Origin of the sequence: Algoriphagus chordae (genome assembly GCF_003254055.1) — a bacterium.
GTDB lineage: Bacteria > Bacteroidota > Bacteroidia > Cytophagales > Cyclobacteriaceae > Algoriphagus > Algoriphagus chordae.
Genome location: NZ_QKZT01000013.1, coordinates 132,499 through 153,598, shown reverse-complemented (window position 1 = coordinate 153,598; position 21,100 = coordinate 132,499). Strand labels below are relative to the sequence as shown.

The following is a 21,100-nucleotide window of genomic DNA, read 5'->3' as shown; positions in this document are numbered from 1 at the left end:
AATCGTCGTGGTCGCACTCGCCTGGTCTTGCGCAGTCTCGTTGCTGTCCACAAACGCTGTGTTCACAATGTCAGCACCCGCATCTACAGCTGCCTGATCTGCAGCATAGCTCGTCTCGTAGGTCCAGATCTCTGTCAAGTCCAACTCACCGTCGTTGTCGGTATCTCCGCCGGTCAAGGCCAATGGAGTTACTCCGTCTGTGAATGGATCGGTTACCACTACTCCGGTCAAGCTTACGTTGCCTTCGTTGGTGACGTTGATCGTATAATTCAAGGTCGCAGGAGCACTGATGCTCGTCGGATCTACACTCTTAGTGATGTTCAACGAACAATCATTTATAGCTACAGTAACCTCTTCAGTCACTGAACAACCATCAATTGTTGCAGTTATAAAATATACACCAGAAACACTAATGGCAGCAGCTTCAACTGCTGTTAGTTCTGTTGTACCATCTGTATCGAAGTAGGTAAAAACAAGCCCTGCATCAGAACCAGCAGTAATACTAGCATCAGTAATATCTATTGTACCTGGACCACAAATAGGAGCAGGATTTGTAATAACCAATTCTGGAGCAATAACGGTAACAGCATCAATTTCAGAATACCCTGTTCCAAAACAATTCGCTCCAACAACTCTCGTCTGAACCCGATATTGAGTTGTTACACTTAGTGGACCAGTGTTAATAGTTGAACCGTTTTCGCCATCAATGATGGTCCAATCGACCCCATTAATACTCTCTTCCCAAAAATATTCATACGTCTTACCTGCAATTTCACTTTGGATAATTGCAGTTAAATCTGAGCTACCTCCCACACAAATTGCATCTGGAACAGCTTGAATACTTACAGTATGATTATAGAATTGAACCAAAAGAGGATCAGAAACTACTCTACAATTAGGATTTCCTAGGGTAGTAAGATCTCCCGCAACAACTACTCTATACTCATAATCAGTATTATCCTCTGGAGCATTTGGATTAGGAAATTGAACTTCATCAGTACCTGTAGTTGTCACTGGTGTTCCTACATCTACCCAATTATTTTCTCCAGGAAGTGAACGCTGAAGTTGGAAATAATTAGTAGGGAACGGCTCTCCAGTCACACTAGCGGTCAATTCAGGATCTTCACCAATACAAATAGAATTTAATCCTATAAGTGCTGAAGGTGGGCCGAATGGTTGGAATTGGATATCGTCAATTGCCAAATCATTTCCATATTGTGTATCAACAATATTTTCAATCTGAAGTCTTACCTCACTAACTCCCGGAGGCATGGTAAAAGTATATTGTAATTCTTTCCATGTCCCCGCAGGACTTACATCTGCTGCTAGGGTTGAATATGAAAAAATCAGGCCAACATCGGAATCAGCCGATACATAATCGCTTTCATCATAAACCTTAAATTGTACCTGCGGAGGTGTATTTCCCTCAACATTCAAATCATTTACCCATACGGAAAATTTAAATGATGTACCAGCACATAAACCATCAATCACCCTGTTGTAATATAGTCGGGTAGATGAATGTGCATCAACAACTAGCATATAGCCTGTATAGTCACCAGAAGTATGATCAGGAACTCTTGCCATATACCCCTGATAATACCCTCTCGAATCATTTGTGATTGAGTAACCACCCACACCATCCAAGCTATTAGTATTATTAGCACCGTTCTTAAAAACAGGCCCCCAGTTCCCCTGATTTACACTAGCAGGGAAACTGCCTTGAAAGCTTACCCCAGCAGGAACTCCTGGCGCTCCGCCAGAATTCACAAATCGGTTGTCTCTGTAAGCATCACCAAGAGCCCATCTCTGTGGGGAATAAAAATCAATTGAGTTAATATAGGGCAGAGGATTATACTTAAAATATACTCCTTCTGAAGTTCCAGTTCGCAGATCATTGAAGACATGCTGCTCAGAACCATCATTAATATCACCAAAATCCTCCTTGAAAATTGGATCACCTAACCCTTGAGAAAAACTCTGCTGTTGAGACAACAAAATAAGCATGAACACTACCGCTAGTGAAAAAATGTTCATTATATGTTTGCTAAATGTGGCTCTCTTAAAAAATCCATTTTTAAAATGGAGCAAGCCGAATTGACAATTGGAAGTACTGTCCATATCGTTAGTTTTTAAAATTTCGAGTTTGTAAAATTTTCTCAATTTTCCTCTAAATACTTTGTTAATAATAGATGATTGAAAATAAATCAGAATAAAATTTTGATTTAGAGCCAATAACCATTCAAATACCTCGAATAATAGACCGCCTGTTTTTGCTAATTCAAACCAGACATAACTATCACAACTACTATTCTGTTGTAAAAGTACACTTTATTGTATTTCATATCCTAATTTTTACCATAAAAAAATGATACGAAATGCAATTTTATATCTTTGAAATTATAAAAACTGACTTCAAAATAACTTCAGCCTTTCAACTAAACCCATCATAAAACACTCCTTCAATCAAGTCGATCCCATTGAAATTGCTACTTTTGCTTAAAATAGGTAGCTTAAAAAAATCTATGCTCTTATCTCCCTCAACACCCGTAAACTCTGCACCTGAACTTGTCTTTCATTCGCAACTGCCAACATCCCTATCCTGGAGAACTTCCACTGCAGACGAAAGAATAGGAAGGTTAAAAAAAATCAGAAACTGGATAAAAGAACATCAGCAGGATATCCGTGATGCTATAAAAAATGATTTTGGTAAACCCGAACCCGAAACGGATCTCAGCGAAATTTATCCTGTCACCGCTGAAATCAACCATTCCATCAAACTCCTAAAAAAATGGATGAGGCCAATCTCCGTTTCAACACCACTTCCAATGCTGGGCACATCAGCTAAGATATACTTGGAACCCAAAGGAAGGTCTTTGATTATATCTCCATGGAATTACCCCTTCAATCTTACCATTGGCCCATTGATTTCTGCGCTTTCAGCAGGATGCACAGCGATCATAAAGCCATCGGAATTGACTCCGCATACCTCTGAGCTGATTTCAAAGATGATTTCTGAGCTTTTTCCTCCTACAGAAGTATCGGTGGCCCTGGGTGAAGTAACTGTGTCGCAAGCCTTACTTCAGCTACCCTTCGATCATATATTTTTTACCGGGAGTCCAGCAGTTGGTAAAATCGTCATGAAGGCAGCAGCAGAGCATTTGAGCTCAGTTACCTTGGAATTGGGCGGAAAATCTCCCGTGATTGTGAACCAGGATGCTGATTGTAAGGATGCCGCGGAGAAACTGATATGGGGGAAATTTGTCAACTGTGGACAAACCTGCATTGCTCCAGATTACCTACTGGTACACAATTCTCAGCTAGACAACCTTATCAGTGAGTTGAAAGTAGCGCTTCAGAAGATGTACGATCCTGATTTTAAAGGAATTGAAACTTCTCCTGATATGGCTCGAATAGTAAACGATAAACATTTTGATCGACTCAGAAACAGTATCGAAGAGGCAGTTACAAAGGGTGCGAAAATAGCTTTTGGCGGCAAATTCGACCACCAAACACGTTATATAGAACCCACTATTTTAACTCATGTCAGCGATGAAATGCAGGTGATGCAAGAGGAGATTTTCGGCCCTATCCTCCCTATAGTGCCTTTTAGCAACTTAGATGAAGCGATAGCTTATGTCAATTCTAAGCCAAAGCCACTGGCGCTTTATTATTTTGGTGGGAGTACTGAGCAATCTTCTAAAGCCCTCCAAGAGACTAGTTCTGGAAATGCCGTAATCAATGATTGTGTTATACATTACATCCATACGGAATTACCTTTTGGCGGAGTGAATAATAGCGGAATCGGAAAAGCACATGGCTATCATGGATTTATGGCTTTCAGCAATGAAAAGGGTGTGCTCAAGCAGCGCGTCGGCCTTAATAATGTAACTCTTCTCCGTCCTCCATACGGCATCAGAGCCAAGCAAATCATCGCCTCCCTAATCAAATGGTTTTAAGCATGTTCAAAAATGACTGCCTCCCATATCCTAAACTCGTTTTTGTTCTTCTAATTGTTTTCGCCTCTTGGAGCTGTAGTTCAGATGGAGATGAAAAACCAAATGGAGGTCTTGCGGCAATAGACTTGTTTGACCAATCCTACGGTGCTGAACAAAGTCAGATTCTAGATGTCTTTTTGCCTGCTGGAAGATCTATAGCAGAAACCCCACTCCTGATATATATTCATGGTGGTGCCTGGGTGCAGGGAAGCAAGGAGGAATTTGCTGAATTCAGAACAATTCTTTCCTCCGCATTGCCCGGCTATGCCTTCGTAGCCATCAACTATAGCCTTTATGATTTAAATTCTGGTATCAATAAATTCCCTACACAAGAAAACGATGTAATAGAAGCTCTCCAATTCATACAAAGCAAAACTGATGAATGGAATATTTCTGATAAAATAGTTCTGGCCGGCGCAAGTGCAGGTGGGCATTTAGCGCTACTACACGCTTATAAACATCAATCAATAGGCGATATCTCTGCGGTAATTGCATTTTTCCCTCCTACAGATCTCGCAGCTCTTTATGACTTTAGTGTTTTCACAGAGCTTGGCCTAAGTGGAATGTTGGAAGGCACGCCTTCAGAACGTCCTGAGGCCTATGCGGCTTCTAGTCCAATTACCTTTGTAGATAAGCAATCAGTGCCAACCGTGTTTTTTCATGGTACCCAGGATCAGGTTGTCCCAATTTCACAAAGCGAGTTATTGGAAGCTGCCTTGATAAAAGTTGGAGTGGATCATGAATTCACTCGAGTACCTAATCAAGGACATGGATTCACAGATGAAACCTATCCCTTCATATTTGAGCAGGCGGCAAGTTTTTTGGAAAAAGTGCTAAAATAAAAAATCCCGCAAAATGCGGGATTACCATGATTTTCAGACTCGCTCGAGTCCCGTAGATTGAGCTCTCGACTTGATCGCTAGTACTACTTTTTCCGAAGGTTGAAGCTGGATTTGATCCATTTGCTCTATTGTGCTCAGCATTTCCACATATTCTTGCATCAGTGAATCATCACTATGCAAGGCTTGCACTAAGAGTTCTTGCTCTACCTCCGACATTTCTTGGTAAATATATCTTACCAAGTCATTTGGGGTAAATGGTTTTGTCATATGCAAAATTTAGTTGTTTCATCTTCTTCCGCAGGTGGATTAGCGCGTATCGCATTCTTCCAAGAGCAGTATTTATACTTACGCCTGTCTGATCTGCTATCTCTTGGAAACTCATATCCAAGTAATGTCGCATCACCAAAACCTGCTTTTGAGCCTCGGGAAGCTCCTCTATAAGGCGCTTCACTAACTCAATATTCTCTTCCCTCACCTGACGATCTTCCTGATTTTCCTCCGCAAATCTCAGCGAATTGAAAATATTGGAGCCATCCTCCATCAGTATAGTCGGATACCTTTTGGCCTTCCTGAAATAATCAATGGCCAGATTGTGAGCTATCCGCATCACCCAAGGCTGAAACTTCCCCTCTTCGTTGTATTTATCTGAATTAAGTGTTTTGACCACCTTCACAAATACATCTTGAAGCAAATCCTCAGCTACCTTCTGATCCTTAACGATCAGAAAAATTGTGGTGAACATCTTACTTTGGTATCGATCTACTAATAAATCAAAGGCAGCATCACTACCATTTCGATACTGTGCTATCAATTCGCTGTCCTTAGGACCAATTCGTTTACTCATTTTTAGTTGGTTTATTATAAACGTAAAGGTCTAGGCCATAGTATCTGTTAAGTGTGAAAGAAAAAGAATTGGTTCTAAAAGTATGATTTCGAAAACAACTCTGCAAAGAAAAACCGATGATTTTGCCTAACAAAGTTTATCAGACAGGCAATCGGAATTATATTCTACAAAATTACTGATAAGCGGAATAATATTTTAAACTACCAAAATCCTGACTATTTATTAACCAATGTTTATGCCAAAAAATGTTAAAACCTCCTTTTAGAATTAAAGTAATTTGGGCAGATCCACGCAGAAGATTTCAAGCACATTGTGTACCTTCGCAGAGATAGAAATTAAATAATACGATAATGGAATTGAGTGGAAAAATAATCCAAATACTACCCGAAGTAGGTGGAAATTCAAAAAGTGGCAACGCCTGGAGAAAGCAGGAATTCATCCTTGAAACTGGAGGACAGTATCCTAAAAAGGTATGTGTAGCAGTCTGGGGCGACAAAATCGACCAGTTTTCTATTAATGCTGGCGAGAATGTGACATTTAGCATAGACGTGGAAAGTAGAGAATATAATAGCCGATGGTACACTGAAGTGAAAGCTTTCAGAGTAGAAAAAAGCGGTGGAGCATCTGCTGCACCTACATCCATGCCTGAGGTGGACACCTTCCATTCCGAAGGAGAAGAAGATAAACTACCATTCTAAATTACTATTGTCATGTGGGAAGATGACGATGAGGATGATTGGGATGAGGATGATGAATTCGATGCTCGCAAGGAGCACGAAAAGATTTATAAACACCCCTTGATGAAAAAGTCCAAGGATATATTTCGCCTGACTCGCGCCCTAGTGGGTAGTCTGGATGAGGCTCGCAAGGAGCTTTATGGCAATATCATGATGGAAGATGCGATGGTTATGAGCGCCAAATTTGCTGGTGCGGAAAGCATATCGGATTACGTGCTGAAAATGGAAAAAGCAGTCATCATGAAAGTTCATGCCAAGAGTCTAAACACGATGACCTATCAATTGGGCATCGAAGAAACTCATGCAGAAGAGCACTTAGATTTACTCAGAGAAGCTATTGAGGAATATCGCTTGCTCTTTATTGACTGGCAAAAGGGATTTGATCCTAATGAAAAAAATGATGATGGCTGGGGAATCTTTACAGATTAACTACTTCCAAACTGGAAGCCAAAATAAGCACCAACTCCCATCAGTACTAGCGTAATTCCTCCTACAAGGAGAAGCACATCTAGAGGAACTTCCCAGGGCACATCCCCTATCTTAAATCGAACAATCTTTTTCCAATTCATGGTAATCGATTAAAATGCGGCTTTTCAGCCGCATTTTTTATTTATCTTATTTTTAACCGCAGTGAGCACAGAGGTGTCACAGAGGTCGCTATTTATACAATGGATCAAAAAACCCTTCACTTTGTTTATTGCAATCCATCCACGGATTACATAAGCTAATTGAGTTTACTGCGCTCATCATTCACTTATACATAGCGCAGTCGAAGTATCGGTCCTCCTCCCTCGTTCAGTTATTTCTTAAGGATTTCTTTCCAGCCTTTAGCTTCTATCAGGGCCGCAGACTCCTCCACTTTTTCTTTGAGTGTCTTTTTGTAAGCGTCTAGACTTTCACCCACTTGGGCATCAAATGAACCAACAATAGATGCTGCTAGAATACCTGCATTTTTCCCTCCATTGAGCGCAACTGTTGCAACAGGAATACCTCCTGGCATCTGCAAAATGGACAATATACTATCCCAGCCATCAATTGAATTTGAGCTTTTGATTGGCACGCCTATTACTGGCAAACTTGTCATAGATGCTACCATACCTGGCAAATGCGCTGCACCACCAGCACCTGCTACGATCACTTTGATCCCACGCTCGCGTGCAGAATGCGCATAATCAATCATTCGCTGCGGAGTGCGATGCGCAGAAACTACCGTCAATTCATACTGTACACCCAATTCTTCCAGCATCTGTGCAGCCTCAGCCATAATCGGCAGATCCGACTGGCTTCCCATAATAATACCTACCTGTGGATTCATTATATAGATTTGATTTTGATTAAGTCTTTGATTCGTTGTGCTTTCTCCTTCAATCCTTCTACTGTATCTGATAAGATAGTCACATGCCCCATTTTCCTAAATGGTTTGGTGATCTTCTTGCCATACATATGGATATAAACTCCCTGCTCAGCTAGTGCTTCGGCTTGTCCCTCTACCAAAACCGGACCGGTAAAACCATCTTCTCCTAGCAAATTAATCATAGCTGCGGGACATCTCAGATTCGGATTGCCTAGCGGCCAGTTCATCACGGAGCGTAGATGTTGTTCAAATTGAGAAGTAAAATTAGCTTCAATCGTATGGTGTCCACTATTATGTGGTCTTGGGGCTACCTCGTTTACCAGGACATCTCCCTCTTTGGTCACAAACATCTCAACAGCTAGAATCCCCACCATCCCCAATTTCAGAATCACATCCTTGGCGATTTGCTCAGCTTTTTCAGCGACTTCCTTGTTGATTTCTGCTGGCGCAAAAAGAAACTCAACCAAATTAGCGGTCGGATGAAAAGCACATTCCACTGCAGGATAAGCGATCAAATCACCTGCTTCATTTCTAGCGACAGTGACTGCAATTTCCTTATCGAAGTCAATCAATTTTTCTAAAAGACCAGGCGCGTCAAAGGCATTTTCCAAATCCGCTTCAGTTCTGAGCACCTGAACACCTCTTCCATCATACCCTTCCTTACCCATCTTATTCACTGCTGGCAGAAAACTAGCATTGTGGATAACGTCAGCTTTGTCTGCTGTCAAAATAAACTCTGCAGTAGGGATTCCATGCAATTGATAAAACTGCTTTTGCTTACGCTTATCCTTGATCAAACTCAATATATCAGGTTGTGGATAAACCTTCTTCCCTTCGCGCTGTAATTTCTCAAGAGCCTCTGTATTAACAGATTCAATCTCCACTGTAATCACATCACAGCTATGACCAAAGGCATAAACTGTATCAAAATCCTTGAGTGATCCCACCGTAAATCGCTGTGAAAGATCTTTGCAGGGCGCATTAGGATCTGGATCCAAAATGTGGATATCTTGATTGTAATTGATTGCCGATTGAATAAGCATCCGGCCCAATTGACCTCCTCCGAGGACTCCCAGTACGGGTGATTGCGATGGTGTAGTCATAGTTTTTTTATATAGTCACAAATCTCAGGAATTGGTATTTACTTTTCTTGCTGAAAGCGAATACCCATCAATTCCATAAGTTTATGCGCATTGAAACTCGGGCATGCACCCCGTTTAATTTTATAATCAAAGTCTATATTTTGATCGTGGATTTCAGAATGGAAACTGTAATTCTGCACAGAGGCCATTCGTTCTTCCAGTTCTGCTAACTCAATATCATGGGTACTGATAATACCCATTGCATTGGTATTGTCCACCTGTCTGATCAGCGCTTCCGATCCTGCTATGCGGTCTTCAGTATTGGTACCTTTCAGAATCTCGTCTAATAAGAAGAAAATCTGCTCTCTTTTTTCTATCCTGTCTATCAATTGCTTGATCCGACTAAGTTCGGCATAGAATGAACTTACACTCTCACCCAAGTTGTCAGTATTTCTCATACTGGTATAAAGCTGAAATCCTGAGAAACCAAACTCCTCGGCAAAAGGACTCAAACCTAGGTTCACCAACACACAATTGATCCCCAGCGTTCGCATGAAAGTTGTTTTCCCACTCATATTTGCTCCTGTTAGCAAAATGATACGCTGACTTTCGTCAATTACGAAATCATTTGGCACGGCTACTCCCGGCTCTAGTAAAGGATGAGCGACGACTTTACCTGTCATTCCCCGAGTTACCGATATGACCTTGCCTTTCCCTCCAACTTCATTTTCAAATGCTCCCAAGGAAATTATAATTTCCCATTCCACGAGCTGAGCAGGGAAATTAGCAACTAAGTGTCCATGCTTTTTCTTCCAAGAAACCAACCTGATGTATAAAAACAGGTCTGTCCAAAAAAGTAAATTGAGAGGAATATAAAGTATATTGATTCTGTTCTGAATCCACAGTCCCAAACTATCCAACTGATCAAAAAGTGTAGAAGCTTTGACCTCTTTGGTTAGGAATGGCGCCTGCATCTTTTTCAAAACCGGGGAATCAAAGTTCTCCTCCTCCAACACAGCCAACCAATATCTATAGGTCTTTAGCTGATTTCGGCTTGGTATAGATTCAGAGGCCTTTTTCAATGACTTGAAAACCAAACCCAAAAATACCATTCCTATCAAAATCCAAACCCCTAACAGTGCTCCAGGTACAATTCCCAAATAAATCAATACCGAAAGTGCCAGACCTCCGATCGGCCCTACAAAGGCAAAAATTGATATTAAAATGCTGCTTTTATCCTCTTCATTCAGCCAGTTGACCCAGCCAGAATTAGTTTTCTCTTCATTATAGAAGGCATTCCCTATGCTTTCCATCGCTCGAAGGAAATCCGATTTAGTGGATAACTCGGATGAAGCTTCCCGTACAGTAGCAGCTTTGTCCAAATCAAATTCCGATTTAATCTGTGCAGCAAGTCTCTCCTTTCCCTTCTTGGAAACGGTATGATTCAGTAGCTGAAAAAGAGAATGATCTCCAAACAGGTCTAGGTCATTGGAAAAAGGATGTGTTTTCTCTTGAAATTCAATTCCAGCATCTAAGCCTTTCAGCTTCCTGCTGACTCTCATTTCTCTATCGAGATTCATTTTTTCCAAGGCTATATAAATAGCCTCCTGATCTTTCTGATCATTGTATTTTTTGATCAAAGAAATAAAGGCAACTACGGAAGCTCCAAAAAACAAAAACCAAATTGGGCTATCTGATACAGATAACACAAAAAATCCTCCCATTGCTACAAAGACAAGTAACCGCAGAAAAGACAGGCTACCTGCCTTATTTTTTACTGTTTTCAACTTCTCTGATAGCCCAGAATTTTCAAAATCAAATCCTTTCATGCCCAAAGATATGAATTGAACTAAGCTAAGTATTCAATTTGGCGCAATCCTTGCCACTAATTCAAATTTTAAGCCTGTGTTTGACGTTAATCATTAAGCAGACTATCCATATGAAAACTAATAAAAGCAAAAAGCAACCTGAAAAGGAAGTCGAAATAGAAGCAGAAGAATGGGATCTCTCAGCTGGTATGGGAATACTTCCTTCTGATGTATCACTTACTCAAAATATTGGCTGTGTCGGTGGAAAAGCCAAAAAATCTAAACAGACGATTAAACCAACTACTAAATAAAATTACCTTTTTACCAATTCTTACCCACATGAAAAACACATTTAACCCCTCAGTCTTATTTCTTTTGGTCATCGGCAGCATGATTTTCTTTAGCTGCGATAGTATGGATGATGCGCCTCCTGTTCCAAATCTCTCAGTAATAGAAGATGACACTCAAGTCAACATAGCATTTGAAGATTTGGATAATCTTACACTTTCCGTACTTAGCAATGCCGGTCTCAGTGCAAGAACCTCTGTAGATCTCCCAGGTGGAAATCTTTGCGATGGCGCTTTGATATCTATTGATGAAGCTGAAAAAATGATCAGAGTTGATTTTGGAGATGGCTGCACGAGTACAGGTGGCGTAACTAGAAAAGGGATCGTCATGTTGCAATACACTGGCAACCTCCTGCTCACTGGAGCTATGATCACTACCACTTTTGATGGCTATGAGGTCAACGGAATGAAAGTAGAAGGGGCCAGAGTACTTACTAACAAGGGAGTCGATATCTCGTCCAACACGATCAATCTGGAAGTCCAAATCCAAAACGGAAAAATCACTTGGTCTGACGATACATTCGTTACAATAACTAGTGACCAGCTACGTGTAATCAAACTAGGAACTCAAGGAGAATATGAAGCTTCTATTACAGGAACTGCTGAAGGCACAAGTAGAATCGGTACTGAATACACTACCTCAGTTTCTGAAGCTTTACATTACACAAAAAGCTGCTTGGAATCTGGAGTAACGGTTCCTACCTCAGGAATTTTAAAATTTCTTTATGGAGGAATTGAATTGACTGTGGACTACGGTGACGGTGCATGTGATAAAATGGCAACCATCAACTATCCAACCGGATCAAAAGAAGTCACACTAGACTAATTCCTTTTCAATTCTAACATCAAAACGGCTATCTTTCGAGGTAGCCGTTTTTGTTTATGGAAAAGAAAAAAATTGAGGGTTTTGAACATGTTCGTTACGAACGACCACAACTTAGCCCTGAAGAAATGATCCTTCGCTCTGAGCAGTTTTATCAGGAATTGGATCAAAGACGTACCGTACGGGAATTTGACACTAGGTCTGTCCCCTTAGAAGTACTGGAAAATATCATCCTTACAGCGAGTACCGCGCCTTCTGGAGCGCACAAGCAACCTTGGACTTTTTGTCTGATTTCAGATCCCAGCATCAAAAAAAAAATCAGAGATGCAGCCGAGGAAGAGGAGAAAATCAGCTATGCTACGCGTATGCCTGAACATTGGAAAGCAGATCTGAAGCCTCTTGGTACTACTTGGGAAAAACCATTTTTGGAAGAAGCTCCTTATTTGATTGTAGTTTTCAAGCAATCCTATGGCATGGAAAATGGCGAAAAAATCCAGCATTATTATGTCAATGAATCTGTGGGTATTGCCTGTGGATTTCTTATAGCAGCGATTCATCAAGCTGGTTTGACAGCCGTCACACATACCCCAAGCCCAATGAATTTTCTAAGTGAAATATTGGCTAGGCCATTTAATGAGAAACCCTATCTATTGATACCTGTAGGTTATCCCAAGGCTGAAACTTATGTGCCAGATATACACAGAAAATCCCTGGACGAGATTATCAAAAAGTTCTAAATGCAAAAAGGCGATCAAAATTGATCGCCTTTTTTGGGTAAGAATCTTCCTTAAGATTTTGAATCTTCTTGTTCTTCCGCTGCTTTTTCTTTGATCTGATGAACAACGCGTTGTGGGAAAGGAATTTCAATGTCATGCTTCTCAAACTCGGAGTTAATCGCTTCCATTCCATCAAAATACACCGGCCACATATCAGCTGATTTTGCCCAAACTCTTACTACAATATCAAGAGAACTATCTCCGAAATTTTGCAAGGCAACAAATGGTGCTGGATCTTTTAATACTCTAGCGTCATTATTAAAGATATTCAAGATGATCTCTTTAGCTTCTTTAATATTAGTACCATATGCTACACCAACTTTAAGCTCAGCTCTTCTGGTTTCTTGGGTACTCATATTGATCACATCCGAGTTGGCCAAATTACCATTCGGGATAATTACTTCCTGATTATCAAAGGTCATCAAGTGAGTGTAAAGAATTTTCACCTTGGAAACCACGCCTGTATGGCCTTGAGCCACTACCACATGACCTACTTTGAAAGGCTTAAAGGCTAATATCAACAGACCTCCTGCAAAATTGGAAAGTGAACCTTGCAAGGCCAAACCAATAGCCAAACCTGCAGCTCCAAAGACCGCTAAGAAAGAACTACCTGGTACACCTAGAATCATAAGAACGCCTACAAACAGTACAGCGTAAAGTGCTAATTTGGCGAAGCCAAATAGAAATTCATTAAGCGAAGGAGTGTCATCCCTGCGCTCCAAAAAATTCTTTAACCCTTTCAGAAGCTTCTTAACGATAAACTTCGCTATAAAGTAAAAAATTACAGCACCGATGAGTCTGAGAACAATCTCTACTCCTATGCCTATTCCTTGAGCATAAAGTGCGTCCGTTGTCTCCTGAGATAATCCAAAGTCTTCCATATTAACTTATTTTTTTGGTTGATGATTTGCTAAATTAAAATATTCACTTGCCAGCGAAAAGCCCAGTTCCAAGAAATTGTAAAATCTTTTATTCCTGCTTTGTTCAAAATCCTCTCCCAATCAGTTCTAGAAAAACTCCTTAGTACTGACAGAGGCGCATCGTTTTGCACCATTTCTGATTTACTAAAAAGACGAGTAAGTAATTTGATGCTATAGTATGCAATCCAATGCCGATGGAGATCGTTGATCACAATTCCCAGTCGGGATTTGGCTTTGAGCGACTTCAATAGCCCGACTAATTCGCTGTCTGTAAAATGATGTGTAAAGAGCGTGCAAGTAGAAATATCTACTTTTTCTTCGGAGAATTCTGCTTCAAAAACATTCTGAACTCTCCAGCTGACCTTGGCTAGGTCAGCCAATCTAATTGCCGCTAGGTCAATAATGTTCCTGTTGGCATCTATTCCTACAAAGTTAAGATGTTTTTCCTGACTTTTTGCCCAGTCAGCCATAACTCTGATCATATCACCACCGCCACAGCCTATGTCCGCAATAGTATACTCGGCTTGTGGAAATTTGCTGAAGATTTTGGCTAAGCCAGAGGTCGTTACATAATTCCCACCGAGCCAGCGATTGATGGTTTTTAGCTCGCGCAGCGTTTGATTCAATTCCTCGCCAGAGCAATTGAGATCATCCATCAGCTCTTTCTCTTCACTTCGCTGTGCAAAAATGCTCATTGTTTTTCGAGTAATATAGTTTCCAAGGTCAATCCTGGTCCAAAACCCATGGAAATAATTTCACCCTGAATCTCCTTATCACGCATCATTCTCTCTAGCACAAAAAGTATAGTCGCAGAAGACATATTCCCAAATTGACTTAGGACTTCCTTGGCATGCTCATTTACTGATTCGGGCAGGCCAAAAGCCTCCTGTACCTTTTGAAGAATCTGCTTTCCCCCAGGATGAATTGCGAAGTTATCGACTGTGGATAACTTAAATTCTTGCTCAAAAACAGCTTTCAATTGCTGTATTCCCTGATCCAAAAGTGTAGGAATGTATTTACTCAGCCGCATTTCAAACCCAAAATCTCCTATTCCCCAAGCCATATCCCCCTCTCCTTCTCGAAGAACCTGACTGAGATAGGATTTGATTTTCAGCCCAGATTCCGAATTCATCACAAGCGCTGCAGCGGCGCCATCGCCAAAAAGCGAATTGGCGAGAATGTTATCCTCCACATATGACTTCTGAAAATGCAGGGTGCACAATTCCACCGATACTAGCATAACTTTGGCTTCAGGCTCAGCTCTGACAATTTTATCCGCCAATTTCAATCCTGTAAATGCTGCATAGCATCCCATGAAATGAACACAATAACGCTCTATGCTATCATCCAAGCCTAGTCTCTTCATTAAGTCCAATTCAACTCCAGGGGCCACCATTCCTGTACAGGAAACCAAAATCAAATGAGTAATTTCTGATGGATTTATGGAAGTTTTAGAGAGGCAATTAGTTACGGCGTCTTCGCAGAGTTGAGGAGCTGTTTGTCGAAAAACCTCCATTCTAGCCTTAGTACCAGGAAATGGCTCAAAATCTTTTGTCTTCGGAAAAAAAGTAAAGTCTTCTGGATCAGTCTTCTCAAAATCATCCAACACAGAATAGCGTGTAGAAATCCCAGATTTCCTATACAAAAACCCCAACTTTCGCGCATCCAACTCATCCAATTGATGTGCTTTATGCATAAAACTGGCTATCGCAGACTGATCAATAGCTTTTCCAGGATTTGCTAAGCCAATACTTACTATACTGGTGCTCATAGAAAGAAATTTGGGTTCAATGAATTCTCTACCATTCTGTTTTGATGTAGGGTCATAGGATTATTCATTCTAAAAGGATGCCGAAATGTTTCTTCCATTACTAAGTTCATTAGATCAAGTTACTTGAATATTTCTAAATTGGGAGCTTGCAGTGTAACTAGCCGCAGAGGAAATAGTTATATAGCCAACTTGATTTACGATATGATTTCCATTTCCAGTCTTAAGCATCTTCGAATTCCTTTTTCGCTCTTCTTGATGCCGGTGTTTTTCTTTGCACTGGCACTTACTCCCAATCACAATGAGTCCAGGATATTGTGGGTTTTTGTAGCGCTGCATCTTTTCCTATACCCTTCGAGTAATGGCTACAATAGTTATTTCGATAAGGATGAAGAAAGTATAGGTGGACTGAAGCATCCTCCAAAAGTGACCAAGGATCTCTATTGGATTTCGCTGGTTTTCTTTCTGATCGCGATTGGTATTGGAGCAACTATCAATTTCAGTTTTGCATTGATGCTGCTGATTTATGGACTGGTGAGCATGGCCTATTCTCATCCCTGGATCCGCATCAAAAAATACCCTTGGCTCAGCTGGTTTATTGCCGGTTTATTTCAAGGATATTTCACCTTTGCAATGGCTTATGCTGGCCTGAGTAAATTGAGCTGGGAAGTTCTATACAAGCCTCATGTATTTATCCCTGGGCTTTTGACAAGCTTGATGCTTTGGGGAAACTATCCACTTACGCAGGTTTACCAGCATAAAGAAGATAGTCGACGAGGTGATCGAACCTTGAGTTTAGCCTTAGGAATCAAAGGAACATTTCTCTTTTCGTCTTCGATTTTTATGATAACTGGAGCTGCTTTCGCCTGGTTTTTCTTGGATCGAAATCAAACCCAAATTCTATGGGTTTACCTGGCTGCGATGACTCCGATAATGCTCTACTTTCTTACTTGGTTCAACTTTATCCGACTCAATCCTATAAAATATGCGAATTACAATTGGGCAATGGGAATGAACTATTTCTCTGCGCTAGCCCTCAATGCTTTCTTCATTTACTACTTCCTAGAAAACACACAAATTCTTCAGGCCTTAGGGTACTAAAAAGGCTTGCCATGGGTATTTTTAATTATTTGCCTGGCAATGAAAGGCACATTCTGAATTAACTTCCTCGTGAAAACAGAAGCCTGTTTTCCTCCAAAAAGTCGCTGAACATTTCGACCTAGCCACAGCCTACCTTCAAACAATGATTTCCAAGAAGATTCATAGCTAGACTCAATTTCTTTTCTTGACCTTCCCGCCAATATTGACTCCGCTGCCAATTTCCCAGATTGTATCGCCATCGCCATTCCATTGCCACACAGTGGGGTAATTAATCCTGCCGAATCTCCCGCCATCAGGATATGATCTTCCACAGGCTTCTTAGGCTCAAAATTTATCTCATTGATTACTTCAGGCTTTTCGAAGAGAAACTCACCATCCCTGAAAATCCTTTTAAGTGCTGGATTTTTCCAAAGGACTGCTTGCTCCATCTTATCAATTGAGCCATAGGTTCTGAGCTGCTCCCGATTGCCTAGATAACAGAGGTTGGCTTTGCCTTCCTCTATTGCATTCAGCCCGCAGTAGCCTCCATCGAAATTGTAAAGCGCAACTGAACCACGATCAAACTCAGTCCTAATATGGTATTTCACTCCGATGTAAGGACTTCTTTTTTCTATAAAAGATCGCTTCAAAGTTTTGTCTAGTCTGGACCTTTTTCCAAAGGCTCCTATCACATAATCCGCCGTCAAAAGCTCTCCTCCTGACAATTCTAATTGAAAACAATTCTTCTTATCTTCAAATAAAACTGAGGCTACTTGTTCGCCCGTTTTTACAGCTCCTCCCTTTTCCAATACTTTTTGATAAAGATGCTCATCCAACACATAGCGACTAATACCAAATCCTCCCAAACCCAAAGGCGTAGAAACACTTTCCCCAGAAGTATCAGAAAACAGGAATGTTTCAATTTGAGGCAACTCATTTTGCGAAGGCATCAGATTTTCCCTATTCAAAAAATCAAGCACTTCATTGGAAACATATTCTCCGCACACTCTATGAAATGGATAGCTCTTCTTTTCGATCAGGAGCACATCATGCCCATTTTTAGTCAGTAAATAAGCAGCTATCAGGCCAGCTAAGCCTCCTCCAATTACTATCGTATTGTACTTTTGCTTCACAGATATACCTTTTGCTTCATAAATATACCGCTTATCAAAAATGGCGCATCTTTCAAAATGCATTCAGGAAATTCACGGTTTACAAATTTCTTAACCATACTATTATTATGAGAAATACCCTACCCAAATTACTTAGAAGATTAACACTGATAATCGGCGTAATGGGTGTGATGCTTTATTCTACGGATTCTTTTGCTCAGAAAAAGAAGAAAAAGAATGCCAAAAAAGAAGCAGCTGCACCGGCTACACCAGCCAAACCAAAAGCAAAGGATTCTGATCCTAAACCTTATAGTGAGGTGATCACCGATAAAGCTATATCTAAAGATGGCCTTTTCAAAGTTCACCAGATCGAAGACAAATATTATTATGAGATTCCTGACACCCTTCTTGGTCAGGACATGCTTATGGTCACCACCATTGCCAAAACTGCAGATGGCCTAGGTTATGGCGGTGAACGAACCAACACACTGATGCTTCGTTGGGAAAAGAACAACAACGATATCCACCTAAAGGTTATCTCAGTAAACAATTTCGCTGCAGATTCTCTTCCTATCGCATTGGCGGTAAAGAATTCCAATTTGGAGCCGCTACTACATAAGTTTGCAATCAAATCCCTCGGTACTGATTCTACTGGAATAGTGATCGAGGCGACAGATCTGTGGACTAAGGATATTCAAGCATTGGGACTTACTAAAGGTCAACGCACGCAGTATAAAGTAACTAGACTTGACTCGGATAGATCTTATATCGAGCATATCCATTCTTATCCGATCAATATCGAGTCGAGATATGTAATGACTTACATTGCCAATTCCCCTCCTTCTAATAGCTCAACAGGATCTATCACCTTGGAGATGAACTCTTCTATGTTGCTACTTCCAAAGGAGCCGATGAAGCAACGTTTAGGAGATCAGCGAGTAGGCTGGTTTAGCAGATCAATTGTGGATTACGGTTCTGATGCTCAAAAAGCGCAACGTCGTACTTTCCTTGACAGATGGAGACTGGAAGTGAAGGATGAGGACATGGCCAAATTCAAGGCTGGAGAATTAGTAGAGCCTAAAAAACAAATCGTTTATTACATCGATCCTGCTACTCCAAAGCAATGGATACCTTATCTCATCGCTGGTGTGGAAGATTGGCAAGTTGCCTTTGAAGCTGCTGGTTTCAAAAATGCGATCGTTGCTAAGCTAGCGCCTACCAAAGAAGAGGATCCAGATTGGAGTCCTGAAGATGCTAGATATTCTGTAATCAGATACTTCGCTTCTGACATTCAAAATGCATACGGACCACACGTATCTGATCCACGATCAGGTGAAATCTTGGAGTCTGATATCGGATGGTACCACAATGTGATGAACCTATTGAGAAACTGGTTCTTCATCCAAACAGCTGCAATCAACCCAGAAGCACAAAGCATCCAATTTAAAGATGAAGTAATGGGTAGATTGGTGCAATTTGTTTCTTCTCACGAAGTAGGACACACCCTTGGACTTCCTCACAACTTTGCTTCTTCGCATGCTTATCCAGTAGAGATGCTGAGAGATGCAGCCTTTACCAAAGCAAATGGAACTGCTCCATCCATCATGGATTATGCTCGATTTAACTACATCGCCCAGCCAGGTGATGAAGGAGTAAGCCTTATGCCAAACGTAGGTCCGTATGACAAATATGCAGTAGCATGGGGTTACAGACCGATTCCTGATGCAGCTACTCCAGAAGATGAGTTGATGACGCTAAATCAGTGGATACTAGAAAAACAAGGTGATCCAGTCTACAGATATGGTCGTCAGGGAAATAGATATGACCCTACTGCACAAAGCGAAGATTTGGGAGATAACTCTATGAAAGCTTCTGAGTATGGTATTGCCAACTTGAAGCGTATCATGCCAAACCTGATGGAATGGACTGCTGATCCAAGCAAGCCTTACAAAGATTTCGATGATTTGGGAGAAATGTATGGACAAGTATTCACACAATTCAACCGTTATATGGGTCATGTGAGAACTAATGTCGGCGGTGTGGCTGAGGTTTACAGAGCGGCAGGTCAGGATCTTCCTGTGTATACACATACTGCAAAAGACATTCAGAAGTCTGCTGTAGCTTTCTTGAATAAGGAGTTATTCACGACGCCAGAATGGATGATGCAAGATGATATCTTAGCTAGAACAGAAGATTTTGGAGCATTGGAGAAAATCAGAGGTATGCAGTCAAGCACCTTATCCAACCTATTTGACTTGGGAAGACTAGGAAGAGTGATCGAAAATGAAGCACTTAACGGTGATGAAGCGTATAAAATCACTGAATTATTTGATGACCTGAGAAAAGGTATCTGGTCTGAGCTTCCTGCTGGCAAGACGATCGACGTGCATAGAAGAGCATTGCAAAGAGCCTACATCGAGCGTGTTGGAGATTTGATGACTGCTGATGAGCCGAATATCCCTGCTGCAGCAAGAAGATACTACGGTACTCAGATCGACGCTTCACAGTCAGACATCAGACCGATGGCTAGAGGTGAATTGAAAACACTTCAAAAAGATATAAAATCTGCGATCTCTAGAACATCAGATAGAATGTCTAAACTTCACTTGGAAGACGCACTAGAAAGAGTAAATGCTATTCTTGATCCAAAGTAAGAACACGAGTTTATCCGCATAATTTAAATGGGCACCAGATCGGTGCCCATTTTTTTGTTTTATAGACTCTCGCAGCCACACAATGGTACGGCGCTATCTATTTGATTAGTATAATTCAAGACCCGGAGTTTATAAAGGTAGATTATTGAAAAATACTGAGATTCTTATTGCGAAAAATCCTTGCTCTGCCGAGCTACTGCGAGAAAAAATGTCTTGAAATCATTTTTTGATTAGTTTTGTTTCAAACTCATGAACATGTCATCACCACTTTCTATTCTTCAAAGTCACAAGCTCAGAATCACAGATTGTCGTCAGGAAATTATCCGCGAATTTTTGGATAAGCAAGTAGCCTTAGCGCATTCCGACTTAGAAGAAGCACTAGACAGTCAGTTTGATAGAGTGACGATTTATCGTACACTCAAGACTTTTGTGGATAAGGATGTGGTACACAAGGTTCTCGATGATAGCGGCGCTACCAAATACGCGCTTTGCTCACACGAAGAGGAGGAGCACAATCATGAACATGTTCATTTCAAATGTGAGGTCTGTGGAGAAACCACTTGTTTGGAATCTATCACCTTACCAAGCATCAAACTACCCAAGGGTTTTAAAAAGAAAGAAATGAGCTTATTAGTGCAGGGAGTCTGCAATAAGTGTCACTAATACTCCACCGGTTCAGGCATTCTTGATTTTGGAGAATCACTTGGCCACTGCACCCCAGGAGGCAGATCGATTTTGGGAGGTGTAAGATCTTCTACGCCACCATCTCCATCATCTTCGCTACTACCACCTTTTTTCAAGGAATTTTTGGTCATAGTCGCCATGACATATATCAAGATGACATAAGCCAACCCACACAGAATCAAATCGATTACAAGACTACTCATTGTTAAAAATTTGAGATAAGATAATTGAATACAAGAAGTAAATCAATGCTAATGCCGATTTGTTTTTC

The 21,100-nt window shown here is 40.9% G+C and carries 22 protein-coding genes; 10 read left to right on the top strand and 12 right to left on the bottom strand.

The window, feature by feature from the left end; translation table 11 throughout:
• A partial coding sequence (locus tag LV85_RS14905) for a DUF7507 domain-containing protein (protein WP_158531189.1) occupies positions 1 to 2,037 on the bottom strand: 2,037 nt, incomplete at its 3' end.
• A 488-nt stretch (positions 2,038 to 2,525) separates the two neighbouring features.
• Between LV85_RS14905 and LV85_RS14900 the strand changes: the two genes are divergently transcribed.
• The gene (locus LV85_RS14900) at positions 2,526 to 3,959 is read left to right on the top strand and encodes an aldehyde dehydrogenase family protein (protein WP_111320819.1); all 1,434 of its coding nucleotides are present in this window, start codon (positions 2,526 to 2,528) and stop codon (positions 3,957 to 3,959) included.
• A gap of 2 nt (positions 3,960 to 3,961) precedes the next feature.
• The gene (locus LV85_RS14895) at positions 3,962 to 4,840 is read left to right on the top strand and encodes an alpha/beta hydrolase (protein WP_158531188.1); all 879 of its coding nucleotides are present in this window, start codon (positions 3,962 to 3,964) and stop codon (positions 4,838 to 4,840) included.
• 33 nt (positions 4,841 to 4,873) lie between these two features.
• Here the strand turns inward: LV85_RS14895 and LV85_RS14890 are convergent, their stop codons facing one another.
• Positions 4,874 to 5,107 carry a hypothetical protein gene (locus LV85_RS14890; protein ID WP_111320815.1) on the bottom strand — a complete coding sequence of 78 codons (234 nt, stop codon included), beginning with the start codon at positions 5,105 to 5,107 and terminating at the stop codon, positions 4,874 to 4,876.
• Positions 5,082 to 5,684: an RNA polymerase sigma factor gene (locus tag LV85_RS14885; protein ID WP_111320813.1), complete on the bottom strand. Its 603-nt coding sequence runs from the start codon at positions 5,682 to 5,684 to the stop codon at positions 5,082 to 5,084. The genes LV85_RS14890 and LV85_RS14885 overlap by 26 nt, the downstream gene beginning before the upstream one ends.
• Positions 5,685 to 6,034: 350 nt before the next feature.
• Between LV85_RS14885 and LV85_RS14880 the strand changes: the two genes are divergently transcribed.
• The gene (locus LV85_RS14880; RefSeq protein ID WP_111320811.1) at positions 6,035 to 6,382 is read left to right on the top strand and encodes a DUF3127 domain-containing protein; all 348 of its coding nucleotides are present in this window, start codon (positions 6,035 to 6,037) and stop codon (positions 6,380 to 6,382) included.
• A gap of 12 nt (positions 6,383 to 6,394) precedes the next feature.
• On the top strand, positions 6,395 to 6,850 hold the full coding sequence (locus LV85_RS14875; protein ID WP_111320809.1) for a hypothetical protein: 456 nt from the start codon (positions 6,395 to 6,397) through the stop codon (positions 6,848 to 6,850).
• Here the strand turns inward: LV85_RS14875 and LV85_RS22175 are convergent.
• The 4 genes from LV85_RS22175 to LV85_RS14860 all read right to left on the bottom strand — a co-directional run bounded on the left by LV85_RS22175 (position 6,847) and on the right by LV85_RS14860 (position 10,686).
• On the bottom strand, positions 6,847 to 6,990 hold the full coding sequence (locus LV85_RS22175; protein WP_170125626.1) for a hypothetical protein: 144 nt from the start codon (positions 6,988 to 6,990) through the stop codon (positions 6,847 to 6,849). The two genes, LV85_RS14875 and LV85_RS22175, sit on opposite strands and share 4 nt — an antisense overlap.
• A gap of 230 nt (positions 6,991 to 7,220) precedes the next feature.
• On the bottom strand, positions 7,221 to 7,736 hold the full coding sequence (gene purE / locus LV85_RS14870) for a 5-(carboxyamino)imidazole ribonucleotide mutase (RefSeq protein WP_111320807.1): 516 nt from the start codon (positions 7,734 to 7,736) through the stop codon (positions 7,221 to 7,223).
• Positions 7,736 to 8,878 carry a 5-(carboxyamino)imidazole ribonucleotide synthase gene (locus tag LV85_RS14865; protein WP_111320805.1) on the bottom strand — a complete coding sequence of 381 codons (1,143 nt, stop codon included), beginning with the start codon at positions 8,876 to 8,878 and terminating at the stop codon, positions 7,736 to 7,738. Before LV85_RS14865 ends, purE begins: the two co-directional genes overlap by 1 nt.
• Before the next feature lie 38 nt (positions 8,879 to 8,916).
• Positions 8,917 to 10,686, bottom strand: a complete 1,770-nt coding sequence (locus LV85_RS14860; RefSeq protein WP_111320803.1) for a MutS-related protein — start codon at positions 10,684 to 10,686, stop codon at positions 8,917 to 8,919.
• A gap of 110 nt (positions 10,687 to 10,796) precedes the next feature.
• On the opposite strand from LV85_RS14860, the gene LV85_RS14855 reads away from it, so the two are divergent.
• From LV85_RS14855 to LV85_RS14845, 3 genes are read left to right on the top strand one after another with little or no spacing between them, the layout of a single operon-like run.
• Entirely contained in the window at positions 10,797 to 10,976 is a 180-nt protein-coding gene (locus tag LV85_RS14855) for a hypothetical protein (protein ID WP_111320801.1), read from the top strand.
• Positions 10,977 to 11,004: 28 nt separating this feature from the next.
• Positions 11,005 to 11,838 carry a hypothetical protein gene (locus tag LV85_RS14850; RefSeq protein ID WP_146260483.1) on the top strand — a complete coding sequence of 278 codons (834 nt, stop codon included), beginning with the start codon at positions 11,005 to 11,007 and terminating at the stop codon, positions 11,836 to 11,838.
• A gap of 56 nt (positions 11,839 to 11,894) precedes the next feature.
• The gene (locus LV85_RS14845) at positions 11,895 to 12,572 is read left to right on the top strand and encodes a nitroreductase family protein (protein WP_111320797.1); all 678 of its coding nucleotides are present in this window, start codon (positions 11,895 to 11,897) and stop codon (positions 12,570 to 12,572) included.
• 50 nt (positions 12,573 to 12,622) lie between these two features.
• On the opposite strand, the gene LV85_RS14840 is transcribed toward LV85_RS14845, so the two are convergent.
• Genes LV85_RS14840 through LV85_RS14830 form a run of 3 tightly spaced genes read right to left on the bottom strand, consistent with a single transcriptional unit; the run spans position 12,623 to position 15,302 of the window.
• Positions 12,623 to 13,492: a mechanosensitive ion channel family protein gene (locus tag LV85_RS14840; protein ID WP_111320795.1), complete on the bottom strand. Its 870-nt coding sequence runs from the start codon at positions 13,490 to 13,492 to the stop codon at positions 12,623 to 12,625.
• A 29-nt stretch (positions 13,493 to 13,521) separates the two neighbouring features.
• A complete protein-coding gene (locus tag LV85_RS14835) occupies positions 13,522 to 14,226 on the bottom strand; it encodes a methyltransferase domain-containing protein (protein WP_111320793.1) in 705 nt (234 codons plus the stop codon).
• The gene (locus LV85_RS14830) at positions 14,223 to 15,302 is read right to left on the bottom strand and encodes a type III polyketide synthase (protein WP_111320791.1); all 1,080 of its coding nucleotides are present in this window, start codon (positions 15,300 to 15,302) and stop codon (positions 14,223 to 14,225) included. The genes LV85_RS14835 and LV85_RS14830 overlap by 4 nt, the downstream gene beginning before the upstream one ends.
• A gap of 123 nt (positions 15,303 to 15,425) precedes the next feature.
• On the opposite strand from LV85_RS14830, the gene LV85_RS14825 reads away from it, so the two are divergent.
• Positions 15,426 to 16,400 (top strand): UbiA family prenyltransferase, encoded by a 975-nt coding sequence (locus tag LV85_RS14825; protein WP_317046448.1) that lies wholly within the window; start codon positions 15,426 to 15,428, stop codon positions 16,398 to 16,400.
• Here LV85_RS14825 and LV85_RS14820 read toward each other — a convergent pair.
• Positions 16,397 to 17,575, bottom strand: coding sequence for an NAD(P)/FAD-dependent oxidoreductase (locus LV85_RS14820; protein ID WP_111320787.1), 1,179 nt, complete (start codon positions 17,573 to 17,575; stop codon positions 16,397 to 16,399). The genes LV85_RS14825 and LV85_RS14820 overlap by 4 nt on opposite strands.
• Positions 17,576 to 17,619: 44 nt before the next feature.
• Here LV85_RS14820 and LV85_RS14815 point away from each other — a divergent pair, with 44 nt between their 5' ends.
• Positions 17,620 to 20,145, top strand: a complete 2,526-nt coding sequence (locus LV85_RS14815; RefSeq protein ID WP_111320785.1) for a zinc-dependent metalloprotease — start codon at positions 17,620 to 17,622, stop codon at positions 20,143 to 20,145.
• Positions 20,146 to 20,400: 255 nt separating this feature from the next.
• Positions 20,401 to 20,808, top strand: a complete 408-nt coding sequence (locus LV85_RS14810; RefSeq protein WP_111320783.1) for a Fur family transcriptional regulator — start codon at positions 20,401 to 20,403, stop codon at positions 20,806 to 20,808.
• Here LV85_RS14810 and LV85_RS14805 read toward each other — a convergent pair.
• Positions 20,805 to 21,032, bottom strand: coding sequence for a hypothetical protein (locus LV85_RS14805; RefSeq protein WP_111320781.1), 228 nt, complete (start codon positions 21,030 to 21,032; stop codon positions 20,805 to 20,807). The two genes, LV85_RS14810 and LV85_RS14805, sit on opposite strands and share 4 nt — an antisense overlap.
• Positions 21,033 to 21,100: the final 68 nt, after the last annotated feature.

Coding starts and splice junctions, on each gene's coding strand:
- LV85_RS14815 (WP_111320785.1), top strand. CDS start 17,620: ATGAGAAATACCCTACCCAAATTACTTAGAAGATTAACACTGATAATC.
- LV85_RS14885 (WP_111320813.1), bottom strand. CDS start 5,684: ATGAGTAAACGAATTGGTCCTAAGGACAGCGAATTGATAGCACAGTAT.
- LV85_RS14890 (WP_111320815.1), bottom strand. CDS start 5,107: ATGACAAAACCATTTACCCCAAATGACTTGGTAAGATATATTTACCAA.
- LV85_RS14865 (WP_111320805.1), bottom strand. CDS start 8,878: ATGACTACACCATCGCAATCACCCGTACTGGGAGTCCTCGGAGGAGGT.
- LV85_RS14820 (WP_111320787.1), bottom strand. CDS start 17,575: ATGCATTTTGAAAGATGCGCCATTTTTGATAAGCGGTATATTTATGAA.
- LV85_RS14855 (WP_111320801.1), top strand. CDS start 10,797: ATGAAAACTAATAAAAGCAAAAAGCAACCTGAAAAGGAAGTCGAAATA.
- LV85_RS14835 (WP_111320793.1), bottom strand. CDS start 14,226: ATGAGCATTTTTGCACAGCGAAGTGAAGAGAAAGAGCTGATGGATGAT.
- LV85_RS14900 (WP_111320819.1), top strand. CDS start 2,526: ATGCTCTTATCTCCCTCAACACCCGTAAACTCTGCACCTGAACTTGTC.
- LV85_RS14880 (WP_111320811.1), top strand. CDS start 6,035: ATGGAATTGAGTGGAAAAATAATCCAAATACTACCCGAAGTAGGTGGA.
- LV85_RS14810 (WP_111320783.1), top strand. CDS start 20,401: ATGTCATCACCACTTTCTATTCTTCAAAGTCACAAGCTCAGAATCACA.
- LV85_RS14860 (WP_111320803.1), bottom strand. CDS start 10,686: ATGAAAGGATTTGATTTTGAAAATTCTGGGCTATCAGAGAAGTTGAAA.
- LV85_RS22175 (WP_170125626.1), bottom strand. CDS start 6,990: ATGAATTGGAAAAAGATTGTTCGATTTAAGATAGGGGATGTGCCCTGG.
- LV85_RS14850 (WP_146260483.1), top strand. CDS start 11,005: ATGAAAAACACATTTAACCCCTCAGTCTTATTTCTTTTGGTCATCGGC.
- LV85_RS14805 (WP_111320781.1), bottom strand. CDS start 21,032: ATGAGTAGTCTTGTAATCGATTTGATTCTGTGTGGGTTGGCTTATGTC.
- LV85_RS14830 (WP_111320791.1), bottom strand. CDS start 15,302: ATGAGCACCAGTATAGTAAGTATTGGCTTAGCAAATCCTGGAAAAGCT.
- LV85_RS14895 (WP_158531188.1), top strand. CDS start 3,962: ATGTTCAAAAATGACTGCCTCCCATATCCTAAACTCGTTTTTGTTCTT.
- LV85_RS14845 (WP_111320797.1), top strand. CDS start 11,895: ATGGAAAAGAAAAAAATTGAGGGTTTTGAACATGTTCGTTACGAACGA.
- purE (WP_111320807.1), bottom strand. CDS start 7,736: ATGAATCCACAGGTAGGTATTATTATGGGAAGCCAGTCGGATCTGCCG.
- LV85_RS14840 (WP_111320795.1), bottom strand. CDS start 13,492: ATGGAAGACTTTGGATTATCTCAGGAGACAACGGACGCACTTTATGCT.
- LV85_RS14875 (WP_111320809.1), top strand. CDS start 6,395: ATGTGGGAAGATGACGATGAGGATGATTGGGATGAGGATGATGAATTC.